Below are 17,439 nucleotides of genomic sequence, written 5' to 3' on the forward strand. Positions count from 1 at the left end.
CCAAGGTCCTATGGGGTCCTCCCGGGCGGGAGGATTTAGGTGGGGCGAAAAAAAAGGAGATGATTCCACTTGTCTGAAGCATATAAAAAGGCCGGCGTCGATATCGCGGCAGGTAATGAAGCGGTTGAACGGATGAAAAAACACGTGAAGCGTACCTTCCGTCCGGAAGTGATGACAGATCTGGGTGGGTTCGGTGCCCTGTTCGGTTTGAACAAAGATAAATACGATGAGCCGGTGCTTGTATCCGGTACGGATGGTGTAGGCACCAAGCTGAAAATTGCATTTGCCATGGACCGTCACGATACCATCGGAATCGACGCGGTAGCGATGTGTGTGAACGACATTGTGGTACAGGGTGCAGAACCACTCTTCTTCCTTGACTATCTGGCATGTGACAAAGTCATTCCGGAGAAGATCGAAGCTATTGTTGCGGGAATCGCTGAAGGCTGTCATCAATCTGGTTGTGCGCTGATCGGTGGCGAGACGGCTGAGATGCCGGGCATGTACAGTGAAGGCGAATACGATATTGCCGGATTCACGGTGGGCATCGTGGACAAAGCGAAGATTATCAACGGCACAACCATCGCCCCTGGCGACACAGTAATTGGATTGGCCTCTAGCGGTGTGCACAGTAATGGATTCTCGCTGGTACGCAGACTTTTGTTGGAAGATGCGGGACTTGATCTGCATGATGAAGTAGCGGAACTCGGTGGTAAGCTGGGTGATTCCCTGCTGGAACCTACGAAGATCTATGTTAAACCCCTGTTGTCCCTGCTGGAAAAGGTAAAAGTAAAAGGCATGGCACACATTACAGGTGGCGGCTTCATCGAGAATATCCCACGTATGTTGCCAAACAACGTGAATGTGGATATTAACTACGGCTCTTGGCCGATCCTGCCGATCTTTAACCTGTTACAGGAAAAGGGAGCTGTCTCGAACCGTGACATGTTCACCACATTTAACATGGGTGTTGGGCTTGTACTGGTCGTTAATGAAGCAGATGCAACGGAAGCGCTACAACAACTGAAAACATCTGGTGAAGAAGCGTACATCATTGGCCGTGTTACTGAAGGAGATGCGCGAGTAACCTTCACGGGAGCGGATGTTTAATGGCGAACTACCGCATAGCTGTATTTGCCTCGGGTGAAGGGTCCAACTTTCAGTCATTGGTCGATGCAGTACGAAACGGTGGGCTGGATGCATCTGTAGATCTGCTCGTATGTGATAAACCGTCTGCACGCGTTGTGCAGCGGGCACAGGACGCAGGCGTGGATTGTCATCTGTTTACTCCGAAAAATTATGCTTCCCGTGAAGCCTATGAGGCAGAGATCGTGGAAGTGCTTGAATCCAAAAAGATCGACTTGGTTGTTCTTGCGGGATACATGAGATTGCTGACTTCTGTTGTGGTGGATCGTTACGCAGGGCGGTTGATTAATATTCATCCGTCCTTGCTACCGGCATTTGCAGGTAAGGACGCGATTGGACAGGCTCTCGAATACGGTGTGAAAGTTACGGGTGTGACCGTGCATTTTGTGGACGGAGGCATGGATACCGGACCGATTATTGCCCAGCATCCCGTTCCTATTTTGCCAGGAGATACTTCTGATTCAATCAGTCGTTCCATTCATGCTGCCGAGCAGCAGCTTTACCCTGAAGTGGTATCCTGGTTCGCCCAAGGTCTGGTTCAATTAGACGGACGTCACGTCACAGTACAGAAAACGGTTTGATATAAGTTGAAATTTTTTTACACATTAACGGAGAGGACAGAAAAAACCTGAAAAAGCAACGCGTTCGCCTTTATCACCGGATTTTCCCTTTAAGAAAAGGGAATCAAAAAATCTGGGGATAACAGCGATTAGAAGGTTGTTCTGTCATCGGAGTGTCCCGTGTAAACATCTTGGTTCCACTTATATAACAGAAGTCGAATATTGGTACGCATTTTGTGATATTTCTCGGGAAATAAATCGGCTGTGTTTCGTCAGGAAACGCGAAGCCATGGGACATTAAAGGAGGAGCATATTGTGAGTATCAAAAGAGCGCTGGTCAGCGTATGGGATAAAACAGGCATCGTGGACTTTTGCCGCGAGCTGTCGCAAATGGGTGTGGAGATTATTTCGACAGGAGGTACAAGCAGCCTGTTGTCGAAGGAAGGCGTACCTGTCATCGGAATTTCGGATGTGACCGGATTTCCGGAAATCATGGACGGACGTGTCAAAACTTTGCATCCTGCAGTTCATGGTGGGTTGCTGGCTGTTCGTGACAGCGAAGAGCATAAGCGCCAGATGGAAGAGAACGGACTGGATTATATCGACCTCGTTGTCGTAAACCTGTATCCCTTCCAAGATACCATCGCCAAACCGGATGTGACGTACGAAGATGCGATCGAGAACATCGATATCGGTGGTCCAACGATGCTTCGCTCGGCTGCCAAAAACCATGCTTTTGTTAGTGTCGTTGTTGACACAGCAGATTACGGCAAGGTGCTTGAAGAAGTTCGCAGCAATGGCGACACCACTCTCGAAACACGCAAACGGCTTGCGGCAAAAGTGTTCCGCCATACAGCGGCTTACGATGCAGTTATTTCTGACTATCTCTCCAACCTGAACGGTGATCCGTTGCCAGAGCGTCTGACGGTTACTTACGAAAAACTCCAGGATTTGCGCTACGGCGAAAATCCACACCAGCAAGCGGCATTCTACCGCAAACCGCTGGCTGCTCAAGATACGTTGACAACAGCCGAGCAATTGCATGGCAAAGAGTTGTCTTACAATAACATCAACGATGCGAACGCAGCATTGCAGATTGTGAAAGAGTTTGAAGAACCGGCCGTTGTCGCGGTTAAACATATGAACCCATGCGGCGTGGGCATTGGCGTAAGTATCTATGAAGCTTACAGCAAAGCATATGCTGCAGATCCAACGTCTATCTTTGGTGGCATTGTGGCAGCAAACCGCATTATCGACAGCGATACAGCAGGCAAATTGAGCGAGATTTTCCTGGAAATCGTACTTGCTCCTGATTTTACGCAAGAGGCTCTCGATATTCTGACGAAGAAGAAAAACATTCGTTTGCTCAAAACGGGTGAGTTGAATGCTGCTCGTAAACGGGAAAGCCAATTCGTGGTAACGTCCATCGACGGTGGTATGATCGTGCAACAGTCGGATGTGCATTCCATTGAAACAAGCGAGCTGAACGTGGTAACGGATCGTGCACCATCGGAAGAAGAATTGAAACAGCTGTTGTTTGGCTGGAAAGTAGTTAAACACGTGAAATCCAACGCAATTGTACTTGCTGCGAATGACATGACAGTAGGTGTGGGCGCTGGACAAATGAATCGTGTGGGTGCAGCCAAAATTGCGATTGAGCAAGCTGGCGAGCAAGCAAAAGGTGCTATTCTGGCATCCGATGCATTCTTCCCAATGGGTGATACGCTGGAACTGGCAGCAAAAGCCGGAATTACAGCAGTGATTCAACCGGGTGGTTCGATCAAAGACGAAGAATCCATCAAAGTAGCAAATGAATACGGAATTGCCATGGTCTTCACAGGCGTTCGTCACTTCAAACACTAGAACGAAAAAGGTTTAATAAGGGGTGTCGCCTGTCATGTTAATGACTTATGGTACACCCCCCCTTTTTTAGGTTTTTGACACGCAGTAGCGTAACAAATTCAGTTATGTACGGAGGGGAACAGAACGAATGGATATTCTGGTAGTAGGCGGCGGTGGCCGGGAACATGCAATCATCTGGGCGCTGGCAAAGAGTCCAAAGGTAGACAAGATTCACTGTGCACCGGGAAATGCAGGTATTGCTCAGCTGGCTGAGTGTCATGCCATTGCGGTAAATGAATTCGATAAACTAACAGCTCTTGCTGTAGAGCTTAAAGTGGGTTTAGTGGTTATTGGTCCGGATGATCCGCTCGCGGATGGGATCGTGGATGCATTTGATTCGACAGGTATTCCGGTATTCGGACCTCGTCGCAATGCAGCAGAGATCGAAGGAAGTAAAACGTTCATGAAGGATCTGCTGCACAAATACAATATTCCAACCGCAGCCTATGAGAAATTCAATAGTTACGAACAGGCTCAAGCATACCTGAATGAACAAGCAATTCCGGTTGTTATCAAGGCAGATGGACTGGCAGCGGGCAAAGGTGTGACGGTAGCTTATTCGCGTGAAGAGGCTGATCAGGCACTTCGCAGTATCATGGTGGAGAAGGTATTTGGTGAAGCGGGAGCCAAAGTCATCATCGAGGAATTCCTCGCAGGGCAGGAAATGTCCATTCTGGCCTTTGTCGATGGAGAGACGGTTCGTCCGATGGCCGCAGCACAGGATCACAAACCTGTATTCGACAATGATCAGGGGCCAAACACAGGCGGTATGGGTACATACTCACCATTGCCACATATCCCTGCATCCATTATTGAAGAAGCCGTGGAGACGATCATCAAACCAACGGCCAAAGCAATGGTGTCCGAGGGACGTCCGTTCCAGGGAGTATTGTTTGCCGGGCTGATGATCTCGCCGGATGGCAAACCCAAAACCATTGAGTTCAATGCACGTTTTGGTGATCCGGAAACACAGGTTGTACTGCCACGTCTGAAGAGTGACTTGTTCGATATCTTCTGGGCAACTGTTCATGGCAAACTGGCTGACATTGAGATTGAATGGAGCGATGAAGCCGCAGTATGTGTAGTGCTCGCTTCAGGAGGTTATCCGGGTCCTTATGCCAAGGGTGTAGTCATTGAAGGATTGGACCAAGTAGATGGTGCCGTAGTATTCCACGCAGGTACAGCACGCAGTGAAGCAGGAGACTGGGTTACGAATGGTGGACGAATCCTGGGCGTAGTTGGCCTTGGTGTAGATATTGCCGAAGCCAGAAACAAAGCCTATGCACAGGCGGAGCGTATCCGATTTGATGGTAAACATCAGCGGACAGACATTGCTGCCAAAGCACTCGTATAGAATGAATACAAGAGCCCGTAATGATGTATACCGGAAAGGTATTTGCATCCTGCGGGCTCTTTACTGCGTATATAGATGTATCTTGTGTAAACGGCCGAACTTGTCCATACGAGAAAGCCATGGGAAAGACGCAAACTAGGAGTAGATCAGGATGATCACGCATGTTTAACGCCCTAAACTAAAGGGTAGTATTTTTATAAATTGGACTATACTAAACATGTGAAGATTATCACATTATGAGGTAATAACCATCATATTATAGAAAGTACGTAACATACATAAAGACTAATTTGTGAACATTATACTGTAACCTTGTTCCAAACCATAACGTGCAACTGGATGGTTGAGCGGGAAACATGGTATACTTTTCGGAAACAGGAATGAGTATGAGGGGAGGTGGATATCTATTGGGTAGGCGATATTGTAAATTGTCCAAATGGCGAATCTAGGTGGAGTTGAGCGAGGAACAATTGACAGCATGAGGGGTAACCCGATTTGAATGAAGAAGTTTCTGCAAGTCATTGACTTCATCTTGAATTCCTGTTTTGTAATTTTACAAGGTCAAACGTAAGACTTATACAAAAGATATCATTGAAATCGATTTTATATAAGGCAGACGTCGTGTTGAAAGAATAACAGTTGATGAATGGTTAACCTAGTTAACGGATCACACTGTAACTATCTCTGGAGGTGAATCCCTGAGAACCGGGGAAATCATTGGACATAATTACCATATTGAATATCGCTTTACTTATTATCTTGATTGCATTGACTGCATTTTTCGTAGCATCGGAGTTTGCTGTAGTCAAAATTCGTACATCAAGAGTGGATCAACTGGTCGCTGAAGGCAATAAAAAGGCTGTACTCGCCAAAAAAGTTGTCTCAGACCTGGATTATTATCTGTCAGCCTGTCAGCTCGGTATTACGGTCACTGCACTAGGACTGGGAGCGCTCGGAAAACCGACGGTTGAGAGATTGTTATACCCGGTATTCGATTACCTGAACGTATCACCTTCAATCTCGTCGATTGCTTCCTATGCAATCGCCTTTATCCTCGTTACGTTCTTGCACGTGGTTATTGGTGAGATGGCACCCAAAACGCTGGCGATTCAGTTTTCAGAAAAACTGACGTTGATGCTCTCCCCATCCCTGTATTGGTTTGGTAAAATCATGTATCCTTTCATCTGGGCGCTTAATGGAACCTCACGTGTTCTTCTGCGAGGATTCGGTGTAAAGCCTGCCAAACATGATCAAGCCTACTCGGAGGACGAGATTAAAATCATCATGAACCAGAGTTATGAAGGTGACGAGAATAACAAGACCAAGCTTTCATATCTGGAAAATGTATTTGTGTTCGACGAACGTGATGCCAAAGACATTATGGTACCACGTACAGAACTGGTGACATTAAATCAGGATATGACCTATGACGATATTATTCCTATATTGGATGAACATAATTATTCACGTTACCCTGTCATTGAGGATGGGGACAAGGACCGCATTATTGGCGTTGTGAATGTGAAAAAGATTTTGCCTGACATGGTAGCCGCAAGATCGTATCAACTAAGCGAGTTCGTTCGTGAGATCCCATTCGTGTCCGAAGTTACATCTATCCAGGATGCGATGATTAAAATGCAGCAGGAACGTGTACACATGGCCGTGGTCGTGGATGAATACGGCGGTACCTCGGGAATCATTACGATGGAGGATATCCTGGAGGAGCTGGTCGGTGAGATTCGCGATGAATTCGATGCCGATGAGGTGGCCGATATCCAGGAGACGGGAGAGAATCAATATCTCATTAATGGCCGGGTACTTTTGGATGAAGTGGAGCGGCAGTTCGGACTTATCTTTGAAGGTAATGAAGAGATGGATACCGTGGCCGGATGGATTCAGTACCAGAAGGGTGTAGGTGTGGAAAAAGGCGATACGGTAGAACACGGCGATTATGTCTGGACCGTTGTGGATACCGAGAACTATCACATCAAACAAGTTCTTCTGGAGCGGGTAAACGGCGCGCAGGTTGAGGAAGCGACTAGCGATCTGGCGTGATGTTGCGGAAATTTTTTTAAAATTTAAATGTTTTTGCGATAACGGAGAGGACAGAATAGACTGAAGAAGCGAAGCGTCCGCCTTTATCCCCGGATTTCCCCTTTTATATAAGGAATTAAAAAATCTGGGGATAACAGCGGTCGGAAGGTTATTCTGTCATCGGAGTGGTCTGTGCAACCTTAATATAAATTTTACTTGGAGGTGAATCCCTCAACCTGAGGGAAATCATTGGACGGAATAATAGCCTTGAATTTATTTTTAGTAGCCGTATTTATCGGCCTGACAGCCTTTTTCGTTGGAGCTGAATTTGCAATTCTTAAAGTACGGATGTCCCGAATCGATCAATTGATCTCGGAAGGCAACAAAAAGGCAGTACTCGCCAAAAAAGTGGCGCACAACTTGGATTATTATCTGTCTGCATGTCAATTGGGTATTACCATCACGGCGCTGGTATTGGGAGCCTTGGGTGAACCTACCGTTGAGAAAATGTTACACCCGTTGTTTGAGCGCATGGAAGTGCCGGCGGCGTTGTCTACTGTGCTTTCCTACGGTATTGCTCTGGCGATCATTACGTTCCTGCACGTGGTTATCGGTGAATTGGCACCGAAAACACTGGCGATTCAGTTTGCAGAGAGAATGACGCTGTTGCTGGCACCACCACTGTACTGGTTCGGTAAAATCATGAATCCGTTCATCTATGCATTGAATGGAGCTGCGCGTCTGTTGCTTGGCATATTTGGTGTAAAACCTGCCGGGCATGATACCGTTCACTCGGAAGAAGAGCTGAAGCTGATTATGGCACAGAGCTATGAGAGTGGTGAGATCAACCAGACGGAACTGGACTATCTCAAAAATATTTTTGCTTTTGATGAGCGTCTGCTTCAGGAGATTATGATTCCACGAGATAAAATTGTTACGCTGAATAAAGAAATGCCGCTTGATCAGATCATTGAGATGCTGAATCGACACGAATACACGAGATACCCTGTTATTGCAAATGGGGATCAGGATCATTTTGTTGGTTTCATCAACACGAAAGAAATGCTGACAAGTGTGGCTGCGGGCCGCGCCTTCAATATGGAGACATTTGTTCATAATACGCCGAGTTTCTCCGAGCGTTCTCCAATCAAAGACGTGTTGATTCAGATGCAGCAAAGCCGTGTACACATTGCAACCGTGAAAAACGAAGCAGGTGCTACGGTAGGTATGGTTACAATGGAGGATATCCTTGAAGAGATTGTGGGCGATATCAAGGATGAATACGAGCACAAAGATTTGGTGAATCCGCCAAAAAGAATGAAATTGGTTTAAAGAAGCATTGGTACAAAGGTAAGACAGGATTAGCGAAGCGACGTAATCGTTTTAACGAGCAGGCTCCCGATGTGATCGGGGCCTGTTTTTTGTTGTGAAATCTTAATTTTGAAATAAATGCTTGCATATTGCTTTGCAATGGATTAATATAAATTTAAAGAATCTTAATTTAAAGATAAATAACAAAAACGAAATAAATAAAAGAAGCTAAATAAGTCGAAATAATAACTTACACGTAACGAAGAGGACAGAAAAAACCTGAAAAAGCGAAGCGTTCGCCTTTATCCCCGGATTTTCCCTTAGGAAAAGAAATCAAAAAAATCTGGGGATAACAGCGATTGGAAGGTTATTCTGTCATCGTAGTGCCTGTGTAAATAAACCAAGGGAGTGGAGATTATGTTCAGAACTTCAGGAATTCATCATATTACAGCTTTTGTTGACGATGCGCAGAAAAACGTTGATTTTTACGCAGGTGTGTTGGCGCTCAGACTGGTGAAAAAAACCATTAACTTTGATGCACCAGACGTGTATCACTTGTATTACGGAAACGAGCAGGGTGCACCGGGCACAATTATCACCTTTTTCCCACAGCAGAATTCAAGAAGAGGTGTCATTGGTTCAGGTCAGACTGGAGTTACCGTATATGCAGTTCCTGTGGGCAGCCTGCCATTCTGGAAAGAACGTCTTGCTTCCTTCGATATTCCATATGAAAATAAAACGAGATTCGGTGAGCAGTACATTCGTTTCTTCGACAAAGGTGGTCTGCTGCTTGAACTGGTTGAGCGCGAAGGGGGTCAGCCAAGCAAATGGTCATTCAACGGTGTAACACCAGAGCATGCCATCAAAGGATTCGGCGGTGCCGTATTGTTCAGTCATGTTCCTGAGAAAACCATGGACGTATTGGTGAGCAAACTGGGTCTGGAGCAGGTTGGCGAAGAGGACGGACTCCTTCGTCTTCAGGCAAGCGGCGATATCGGTCAGATCATCGATATTCAGTCTACAGGCATCCAACGCGGGATTGGCGGAGCCGGAACGGTTCACCATATTGCATGGCGTGCAAAAGATTATGTAGAGCACGAACAAATTCAGCAGGATCTTGAACAATCCGGATATCATCCAACGCCAGTCATTGACCGTCAATACTTCAACGCTGTGTATTTCCGGGAGCCGGGAGGCATACTGTTCGAATTGGCTACGGATCCTCCGGGATTTGCACGGGATGAACCAGCAGAGAGCATGGGCGAGAAACTGATGTTGCCTGAATGGTATGAACCACAGCGTGAGCAGATTGAACAATTGTTGCCACGAATTGAAGTACGTGAATGGAAAGGGGAGTCCAAATCATGACCACAACCAATACAATGAAACACATCTATAAAGCAGGTGCTCAGCCGGATGCGCCAACAATCCTGTTGCTTCACGGTACAGGCGGAACCGAGAACGATCTGATCGGTCTGGCGGAGATGATCGCACCAGGAGCTGGCATTCTTGGGGTGCGGGGGAACGTATCGGAGAACGGGATGCCCCGTTTCTTCCGTCGTCTGGCCGAAGGCATTTTTGACGAAGAAGATCTGATCGCTCGTACGGCGGAGTTGGGATCTTTCGTAGATGCAGCTGCGGTGGAATATGGCTTCGATCGTTCGAACGTGTATGCACTGGGCTATTCTAACGGTGCCAACATTGCAGCAAGCCTGATTTTCCATCAAGCGGATGTATTCAAAGGTGCAATTCTGCATCATCCGATGGTACCGCTGCGCGGACTGGAATTGCCAGATCTGACAGGTCTACCTGTGTTCATTGGTGCGGGCGAGAATGATCCGATTGTACCCAGACGTGAAACGGAGGAACTTGCTTCGCTGCTCAGCGGTGCAGGTGCCGATGTAAACACTCATTGGGAGCGTCAGGGTCACCAGTTGACTCGTACTGAGGCAGAAGCCGCGGCATCTTGGTATAAGACACAGGCGTAATTTGTGTGGATAGACGGTTATGAAACAGGTGAAGACAGCCTGATCGTGAAGATCGGGCTGTTTTTTCTTTTTATTTAGTCATGGTCAGGAAGAGGAAATGATTGACTAGTGTTATGTAACCGTTACTAACCGGGTAAACATTTGAATGTGTGGTAGATAACCTTGTATGCTTAGTGATATAGCTATGCATCAACATCATGAACTGGAGGGGTTAATGTGGAACGTAACATCAAGGAACTGGTACAGCGGATGACACTGGAAGAAAAAGCGGGTATGTGCTCGGGACTGGACTTTTGGCATCTGAAAGGGGTGGAGCGTCTTGGCATTCCATCCATCATGGTGACGGACGGACCTCATGGGCTACGCAAGCAGGATGGGAGTGCAGATCATCTGGGCCTAACGTCGAGCGTGCCTGCAACCTGTTTCCCATCTGCGGCAGGATTGGCTAGTTCATGGGACAAGGAGCTGGCGCGTCAGGTCGGGGTTGCTTTGGGTGAGGAATGTCAGGCCGAGGATGTAGCGGTACTGCTTGGGCCGGGTGTGAACATTAAACGTTCCCCACTGGGCGGGCGTAATTTTGAATACTTTTCCGAAGATCCGTTGTTATCTACGCAGATGGCTACAGGTCATATTCAAGGTGTGCAGAGTCAGGGTGTGGGTACGTCTCTCAAACACTTTGCAGTCAATAATCAGGAAGAGCGACGCATGTCGATTGATGCGGTGGTAGATGAACGGACGTTGCGCGAGATTTATCTGGCGAGCTTCGAAGGTGCGGTGAAGGATGGACAGCCGTGGACGGTGATGTGTTCCTACAACAAGGTGAATGGTACGTATGCAGGTGAGAATGAATGGTTGCTTACGGATATCTTGAAAGACGAATGGGGTCACGAAGGTCTTGTGGTATCAGACTGGGGTGCGGTCAATGAACGTGCAGACGCTCTTGCAGCAGGACTGGAACTGGAGATGCCAACAAGCGGTGGAATCGGTGAGCGTAAAGTGATCGATGCCGTAGAGAGCGGACAACTGCCGCTGGACAAGTTGGATCGGGCAGTGGAGCGTCTACTTAAGCTGATCTTCAATGCCGTTGATCAAAAGCAAGAAGGGGCTACATATAACAAGGATGAGCATCACCAACTTGCGCGCAAGGTAGCAGCCGAGAGTATGGTTTTGTTGAAAAATGAAGAAGGTCTCCTGCCTCTGGGCCGTGAAGGCGAAGTGGCGTTAATCGGAGCATTTGCGCGTAAACCACGCTTCCAGGGCGGAGGCAGTTCCCACATTAATCCGACCAAAGTGGATGATATTGTGGAAGAAATGACACAGGTGGCTGGCGAAGGTGTAACCTTCTCCTATGCTCCGGGTTATCGGATTGAAGCGGATGATGTGGATGAAACGTTAATGCATGAGGCTGTTCAGGCCGCACAGTCAGCGGATACCGCCGTGGTGTTCGTTGGATTGCCGGATCGTTATGAATCCGAAGGGTATGATCGTGCCCATCTGCGTCTACCTGACAATCATATTCGGTTAATTGAAGAGATTGCTAAGGTTCAATCACGTATCGTCGTTGTACTAAGCAACGGATCTCCAGTGGAGATGCCTTGGCTACCTCAAGTACAAGCTGTGCTCGAAGCTTATCTTGGTGGACAGGCCGTTGGTGGAGCGATCGCAGATCTGTTGTATGGAGAGGTGAATCCGTCCGGTAAACTGGCGGAGACGTTCCCTGCCAAGCTCAGCCATAATCCATCTTATTTGAATTTCCCTGGTGAAGGGGATCGTGTCGATTACCGGGAGGGTATCTTTGTTGGTTATCGCTATTATGATAAAAAAGAGCTGGAGCCACTGTTCCCGTTTGGCTATGGACTGAGTTACACGACATTTGAATATGCTGACCTGAAGGTAGATCGCACAGAACTGACCGATCAGGATGAAGTGAATGTGCATGTTCGGGTTACCAATACCGGAGACCGAGCAGGCAAGGAAATTGTGCAGTTGTATGTCAGCGATGTAGAGAGCACAGTTATTCGTCCGCTCAAAGAACTGAAAGCTTTTGCCAAAGTGGCTCTGGAACCTGGAGAATCCGAAGTGGTGAGCTTTACACTAAACAAGCGTTCATTCGCCTATTACAACGTGGATATGAAGGACTGGCATGTGGAGACCGGAGAGTTCGAGATTCAGGTAGGCAGTTCCTCACGGGACATTCATGTTCACACACGTGTGAACGTAGAGTCTACAGCGACATTCCTTCCAACCTACACGCGTAATAGTACATTGGGGGATATCCAACGTGATCCGGCCCATAAACAGCTGCTGGAACAGGCTTTGCAGCAATTCCAGGAGGCCAGTGGATTTGGCGGTGATGATGCCGGGGATCACGCGGATATGATGGATGCGATGATGAAATATATGCCGCTGCGTGCACTTGTTGCGTTTAGCGGTGGGGCCATGACGGAAGAAGCGATGAATGAGCTGCTGGAGCAGTTGAACAACAAGGATCATGGTATTCGAGGATAAGGGTCGGTACCCTTAAACCGAGATTTGTCCATCCTTGGATTCAACGATTGTTTAATCCGTGCAGGAACTGCGCACGAAGCAACAAGAATGTGCATATGAGGGCCAGCCGCATAGTGGCTGGGACAGTTACCCGATCCGATCTTGGATCGGGTTTTCTTTTTGCACAAGGAAAAAGAAGGGTTAACGGAACGGTGGGATAGGGGATGATCCTTGCAACGTGACAGAGGTGCAGGACTGCTGTAACTTGATGAAGCAATATGGTTGTCGTATAGCATAGATTATTCTATAATGAAGTAATTGATAATCATTTTCAATTAGATTCGGTGAAAGATGACTATGCTTGTAATCAGGAGGGGAATATGAATCCTAACCCTAGCTCTCATACGTTTGGTTCAAGTGCGTTTGTTCAGACCCGCGATGGTCGCAAACTACATTATATGTCCAGGGGAACAGGGGAACTTACGGTTGTATTTGAATCCGGTATGGGTGCCTCCAGATCCAACTGGGGACTGGTAGCACCAGCCATTGCTGAGCATGCACGTACTGTCGTGTATGACAGGGCAGGGGCGGGGCGAAGCGATATTGACTCGGCTCCCCGCAGCCTTCAACGCATTGCAGGGGATCTTGGGGAACTGCTGACAGCTTTGGGTCCAGGTCCATTCATTCTGGTTGGACATAGCTGGGGAGGTCCGATTGTACGGGCAGCGGCGGCTGCACATCTATCTCGATTACGAGGCATTATTCTGGTAGATCCATCAGACGAGCATTGCGAAATGTATTTCTCCAAGCTTACTAAAAAGAGCTTTGCCATCAATGGTTTCATTATTCCAATCATGGCGCGGACTGGCTTATATAAGATGCTTGGAAGCAAAGCTGGAAGTGTTCAGCCTGACGATGTGGCAGCGGATCACCTCAAGGAGGATTTCACTGTAAGGGCGGCCAGCACGATGCTTGCGGAAGGCAAAACATTCCTGAATGACATGGCAGCGCTGCTGAAACATCCTCCGGCTCTGGGTGATCTGGAAGTCAGCGTGATCTCGGGTACGAACCCGGGCAAGGGAGAGGGGAAAATCAGACCTGCCCTCATCACGGCGCATCGTCAGACGGTGAGCCAGCTGTCCAATGCGAGATGGATTGGGGCGGATCAATCGGGTCATATGGTTATGTATACAGACCCACAGGTTATTATTGATGAAATTGTACGAATGATAAATGATGTGAGCTCAGGCGCAAGAACAGAACAAAAGTGATACAATACAAAGAAAAGCAGTGCGCGACATTGCTAGACCATAAAAGCGGAGTGTGGAGACAACATGAAACCAGTTGAACAAGAACCAACGGGAACCACAAGTCCCGGTCGTGCCAGTGTTGGCATGGAAGATATCGTGCGCGCACATCATGTGCTGCGTGAGGTCATTGTAAGAACGCCGTTACAGCGGGATGCTGTATTGTCGGCCAAATATAACTGTAATGTGTATCTGAAAAGGGAAGACCTTCAAGTGGTGCGTTCGTTCAAAATTCGGGGTGCCTATAATATGATTCGCAGTCTGACACCAGCCGAGATGGAGAAGGGCATTGTCTGTGCAAGTGCGGGCAACCATGCTCAGGGTGTTGCTTTTAGCTGTAATGCGCTCGGAATTAACGGCAAAATCTTTATGCCGAGTACAACGCCAAACCAGAAGGTGAAGCAGGTGCGACGCTTTGGCGGCAGCAACGTTGAAGTAGTGCTGATCGGGGATACGTATGACGATGCATACGCAGAAGCAATGCGTGCATGTGACGAACAGGGTATGACGTTCATCCATCCTTTTGATCAACCGAAGATTATTGCAGGTAATGGTACGGTAGCGATGGAAATTATGGAAAGTCTCGATGAGAATGCCGACTATGTGTTCGTTACGATTGGTGGCGGTGGGTTGGCAGCCGGCGTGGGAACCTATATGAAGACCGTGAGTCCGGAGACACGCATCATCGGTGTTGAGCCACTTGGGGCAGCTTCCATGAGTGAGGCGATGTTCCGTAAACAGGTTGTTACGCTGGATGATATTGATAAATTCGTGGATGGCGCAGCGGTGAAACGGGTTGGTGATCTGACCTTTGAGATCTGCAGCAGTGCACTGGATGACATTGTGAAAGTGCCAGAAGGCAAAGCCTGCACAACCATTCTGGAGCTATATAATGAAAATGCGATTGTTGTCGAGCCTGCCGGTTCCTTGGCTGTTGCGGCGCTTGAGCAGTATCGTGAACAAATTGTGGGCAAGACGGTGGTCTGCGTTATTAGCGGTGGGAACAATGACATCGACCGGATGCAGGAGATCAAGGAACGTTCCCTCATCTATGAAGGTCTGAAGTATTATTTCATGGTTAATTTCCCGCAGCGTGCAGGAGCTTTACGTGAATTCCTGGAGGAAGTTCTAGGGAAGAATGATGATATCACCCGGTTTGAATATACGAAAAAGCATGATAAGGAAAATGGCCCTGCCTTAGTGGGCATCGAGCTGATGTACAAGGAAGATTACCAACCGCTCATTGAACGTATGAACCGCAAAGGTATCGCCTATACCGAGCTGAACAAAAATCTCAATCTGTTCAACATGTTAATCTGATGAATCATTTCAGTATGCAATCAGATCACCAAGAAACATCCCCTCTGATCAGACCTGCGCGTATAGAAGATGCAGATCAGGTCATTCCGTTACTGGTTCAGGCGATAGGGGATATTGCATATGCGCTTGCGGGTGAGGCGGATCATGAGAAGGCGATGCAGATTTTGCAGGAGCTCTATGTACAGGAAGACAACCGGATTAGCTATCGTCATGTGACAGTGATGGAGCAAGATGGGATAATCGCAGGGATTCTAGTAGCCTATGATGGCGGTGAAGCGGATCTTCTGGATCAGCCGATTCTGAATCGTCCTGGACGAAATCAGGATGAGAAGTATACTTTGGTCAAAGAAACCCGTCCGGGTGAGTATTATCTGGATACTCTCTCGGTAAGTGAAGCTTATCAGGGGCAGGGCATCGGCCGGGCACTGATGGCTGCTTTTGAGGAGCAGGGCAGAGATCTGGGTCACTCGCAGGTATCCCTGATTGTAGAACGGGACAACGGCCGTGCGTTAATGTTGTACGAACGGCAGGGATATGTCAAAGACGATGTGATTGTCATCGCAGGACATGAGTATGATCATATGGTCAAACCGATTCAATAGAGCAGGGAGCTGACGGGTTAAGACAGTTTTTTGACTATAGAAACAAGAAGAAACCGCCACAGGGGGAATCCTGTAGCGGTTTTTGTCGTGGTGATATGTTGGAATTGAGCCGAGTTTTGGCTTGGCCCGAATATTAACCAGGGGAACGGATTAACTCAAAAATTTGCATAATCGCTGACCGGGATGTTCTGCTCCAACCATTTCTCGACAGCAGTCGTTTTCTCGAATTTGGCGTCGGTGACGATATCCATGAACTTCTGGAGTTTGGTTAGGAAGGCGCTATCTTCGGATGAGTTGCGTTGTAAGACAGCTTTGTAACCTTTCTGGGCATTGGTAGTCATTTTATTCGTTTCATAGTCAAATAGAGGCGTATTATTCAGGCCATAAAACGTATATAAGGTATAGTTATTTATCAGGTTGTTCACTTGTTTTACCCGATTGGACTTCGGATATTCGTTTAGGAATCGTTCCTGATTCATAGCGCGATTGAGTATTTCCTGATAGCCAATGACCAGTGCACCATCATCTGCGGCAAGGTTACTGGTTTCGACTGCCATGATATTGATGTATTGTTTGATGTCTGGTTTCATGTACGAGATATATTTCTGAAAAGCCATATAGTTCATGATTGGATAAAGAGAACCTTCCAGCATGACCAAGCGATAACCGCTATCCCGTGCTTGCTGGAGCAGTGCACGCAGACTGGCGTCGTTGGTGCGGCTCATCAGTTGGGTGAAGCTATCATTCCACTTGTAGGCTTTGATCATCTTGTCTTGAACATTAGGCACAAGGAGACGGTCCGTCATGGCTGTTAACGCCTTGTTGCGGGCATTTTCCAGTTGTAAGACCATCAGAGTTGCATGATGAGTGGTGACTTGATTGATATGAGATTCGAGATAAGTATCCGCGGCAGGTAAGCCGTTCTTTTTGTAGAGCATGGACTGAAATGTTTTATATATGGTTGTTGAACTGGCAGTCGTGACTTTGGTATCTGTACTGGAAGATGCGGCAGCAGCGACTCCAGATAATGGAGCTACGGTCGTTTGGAGCAGCATGACGATGGCCGTAGCTGTAATGAAGGTGCGCATGCCTTTACGTTTGGCAGATTGGAACGATGATGTCATAGATATGAACCTCCCGTAGTTAAGAAAATGATAGGCGTTGTTCACTAGTCACTATACATTAACCCAATTGGTGCAGGATGTGGTTGCGGAATGGTGACAAATTCTTCTGTTATTTTTAACTTTTGGAGGGTGGAAGATAGAGGAATATTTCTGCGAAAATATTTTTTGTACAACTGGAAACTTTTAAGCTGATCGGAACGTCTTAGTTGTGCATAGGTAAATACAGGAATTAAATGAAATGAACAGCGAAAACTATTTCGATGTTAACTAATTGCGAGAATGGGGATATGGGATATGAGGAAAG

At 47.4% G+C, this 17,439-nt stretch carries 13 protein-coding genes; 12 read left to right on the forward strand and 1 reads right to left on the reverse strand.

Translation table 11 applies throughout. The features are described 5' to 3' along the window. Positions 1 to 69: 69 nt before the first annotated feature. The 12 genes from purM to PAHA3_RS18470 all read left to right on the forward strand — a co-directional run bounded on the left by purM (position 70) and on the right by PAHA3_RS18470 (position 16,011). Entirely contained in the window at positions 70 to 1,110 is a 1,041-nt protein-coding gene (purM, locus tag PAHA3_RS18415; RefSeq protein WP_062836212.1) for a phosphoribosylformylglycinamidine cyclo-ligase, read from the forward strand. Continuing rightward, positions 1,110 to 1,727 (forward strand): phosphoribosylglycinamide formyltransferase, encoded by a 618-nt coding sequence (gene purN / locus PAHA3_RS18420; protein ID WP_062836213.1) that lies wholly within the window; start codon positions 1,110 to 1,112, stop codon positions 1,725 to 1,727. Before purM ends, purN begins: the two co-directional genes overlap by 1 nt. Before the next feature lie 294 nt (positions 1,728 to 2,021). Further along, entirely contained in the window at positions 2,022 to 3,569 is a 1,548-nt protein-coding gene (gene purH, locus PAHA3_RS18425) for a bifunctional phosphoribosylaminoimidazolecarboxamide formyltransferase/IMP cyclohydrolase (RefSeq protein WP_062836214.1), read from the forward strand. A gap of 127 nt (positions 3,570 to 3,696) precedes the next feature. Further along, positions 3,697 to 4,962: a phosphoribosylamine--glycine ligase gene (gene purD, locus PAHA3_RS18430; protein WP_062836215.1), complete on the forward strand. Its 1,266-nt coding sequence runs from the start codon at positions 3,697 to 3,699 to the stop codon at positions 4,960 to 4,962. Positions 4,963 to 5,679: 717 nt separating this feature from the next. Continuing rightward, positions 5,680 to 7,017 (forward strand): hemolysin family protein, encoded by a 1,338-nt coding sequence (locus PAHA3_RS18435; protein WP_062836216.1) that lies wholly within the window; start codon positions 5,680 to 5,682, stop codon positions 7,015 to 7,017. 228 nt (positions 7,018 to 7,245) lie between these two features. Further along, positions 7,246 to 8,328, forward strand: coding sequence for a hemolysin family protein (locus PAHA3_RS18440; protein WP_062836217.1), 1,083 nt, complete (start codon positions 7,246 to 7,248; stop codon positions 8,326 to 8,328). Positions 8,329 to 8,724: 396 nt separating this feature from the next. Continuing rightward, a complete protein-coding gene (locus tag PAHA3_RS18445) occupies positions 8,725 to 9,675 on the forward strand; it encodes a ring-cleaving dioxygenase (protein WP_062836218.1) in 951 nt (316 codons plus the stop codon). A gap of 14 nt (positions 9,676 to 9,689) precedes the next feature. After that, positions 9,690 to 10,295: an alpha/beta hydrolase gene (locus tag PAHA3_RS18450; protein ID WP_062836330.1), complete on the forward strand. Its 606-nt coding sequence runs from the start codon at positions 9,690 to 9,692 to the stop codon at positions 10,293 to 10,295. Positions 10,296 to 10,511: 216 nt separating this feature from the next. Continuing rightward, positions 10,512 to 12,803, forward strand: coding sequence for a beta-glucosidase family protein (locus PAHA3_RS18455; protein ID WP_062836219.1), 2,292 nt, complete (start codon positions 10,512 to 10,514; stop codon positions 12,801 to 12,803). A gap of 359 nt (positions 12,804 to 13,162) precedes the next feature. Next, the gene (locus PAHA3_RS18460; protein ID WP_062836220.1) at positions 13,163 to 14,053 is read left to right on the forward strand and encodes an alpha/beta fold hydrolase; all 891 of its coding nucleotides are present in this window, start codon (positions 13,163 to 13,165) and stop codon (positions 14,051 to 14,053) included. A gap of 63 nt (positions 14,054 to 14,116) precedes the next feature. Then, positions 14,117 to 15,409, forward strand: a complete 1,293-nt coding sequence (gene ilvA / locus PAHA3_RS18465) for a threonine ammonia-lyase IlvA (protein ID WP_062836221.1) — start codon at positions 14,117 to 14,119, stop codon at positions 15,407 to 15,409. Beyond that, positions 15,409 to 16,011 carry a GNAT family N-acetyltransferase gene (locus PAHA3_RS18470; RefSeq protein WP_235599501.1) on the forward strand — a complete coding sequence of 201 codons (603 nt, stop codon included), beginning with the start codon at positions 15,409 to 15,411 and terminating at the stop codon, positions 16,009 to 16,011. Before ilvA ends, PAHA3_RS18470 begins: the two co-directional genes overlap by 1 nt. Before the next feature lie 155 nt (positions 16,012 to 16,166). On the opposite strand, the gene PAHA3_RS18475 is transcribed toward PAHA3_RS18470, so the two are convergent. After that, entirely contained in the window at positions 16,167 to 17,135 is a 969-nt protein-coding gene (locus tag PAHA3_RS18475) for a hypothetical protein (protein WP_062836222.1), read from the reverse strand. Between the last annotated feature and the right edge of the window lie 304 nt (positions 17,136 to 17,439).

Source organism: Paenibacillus amylolyticus (assembly GCF_001570725.1).
In the GTDB taxonomy this organism is placed as follows: Bacteria; Bacillota; Bacilli; order Paenibacillales; family Paenibacillaceae; genus Paenibacillus; species Paenibacillus amylolyticus_A.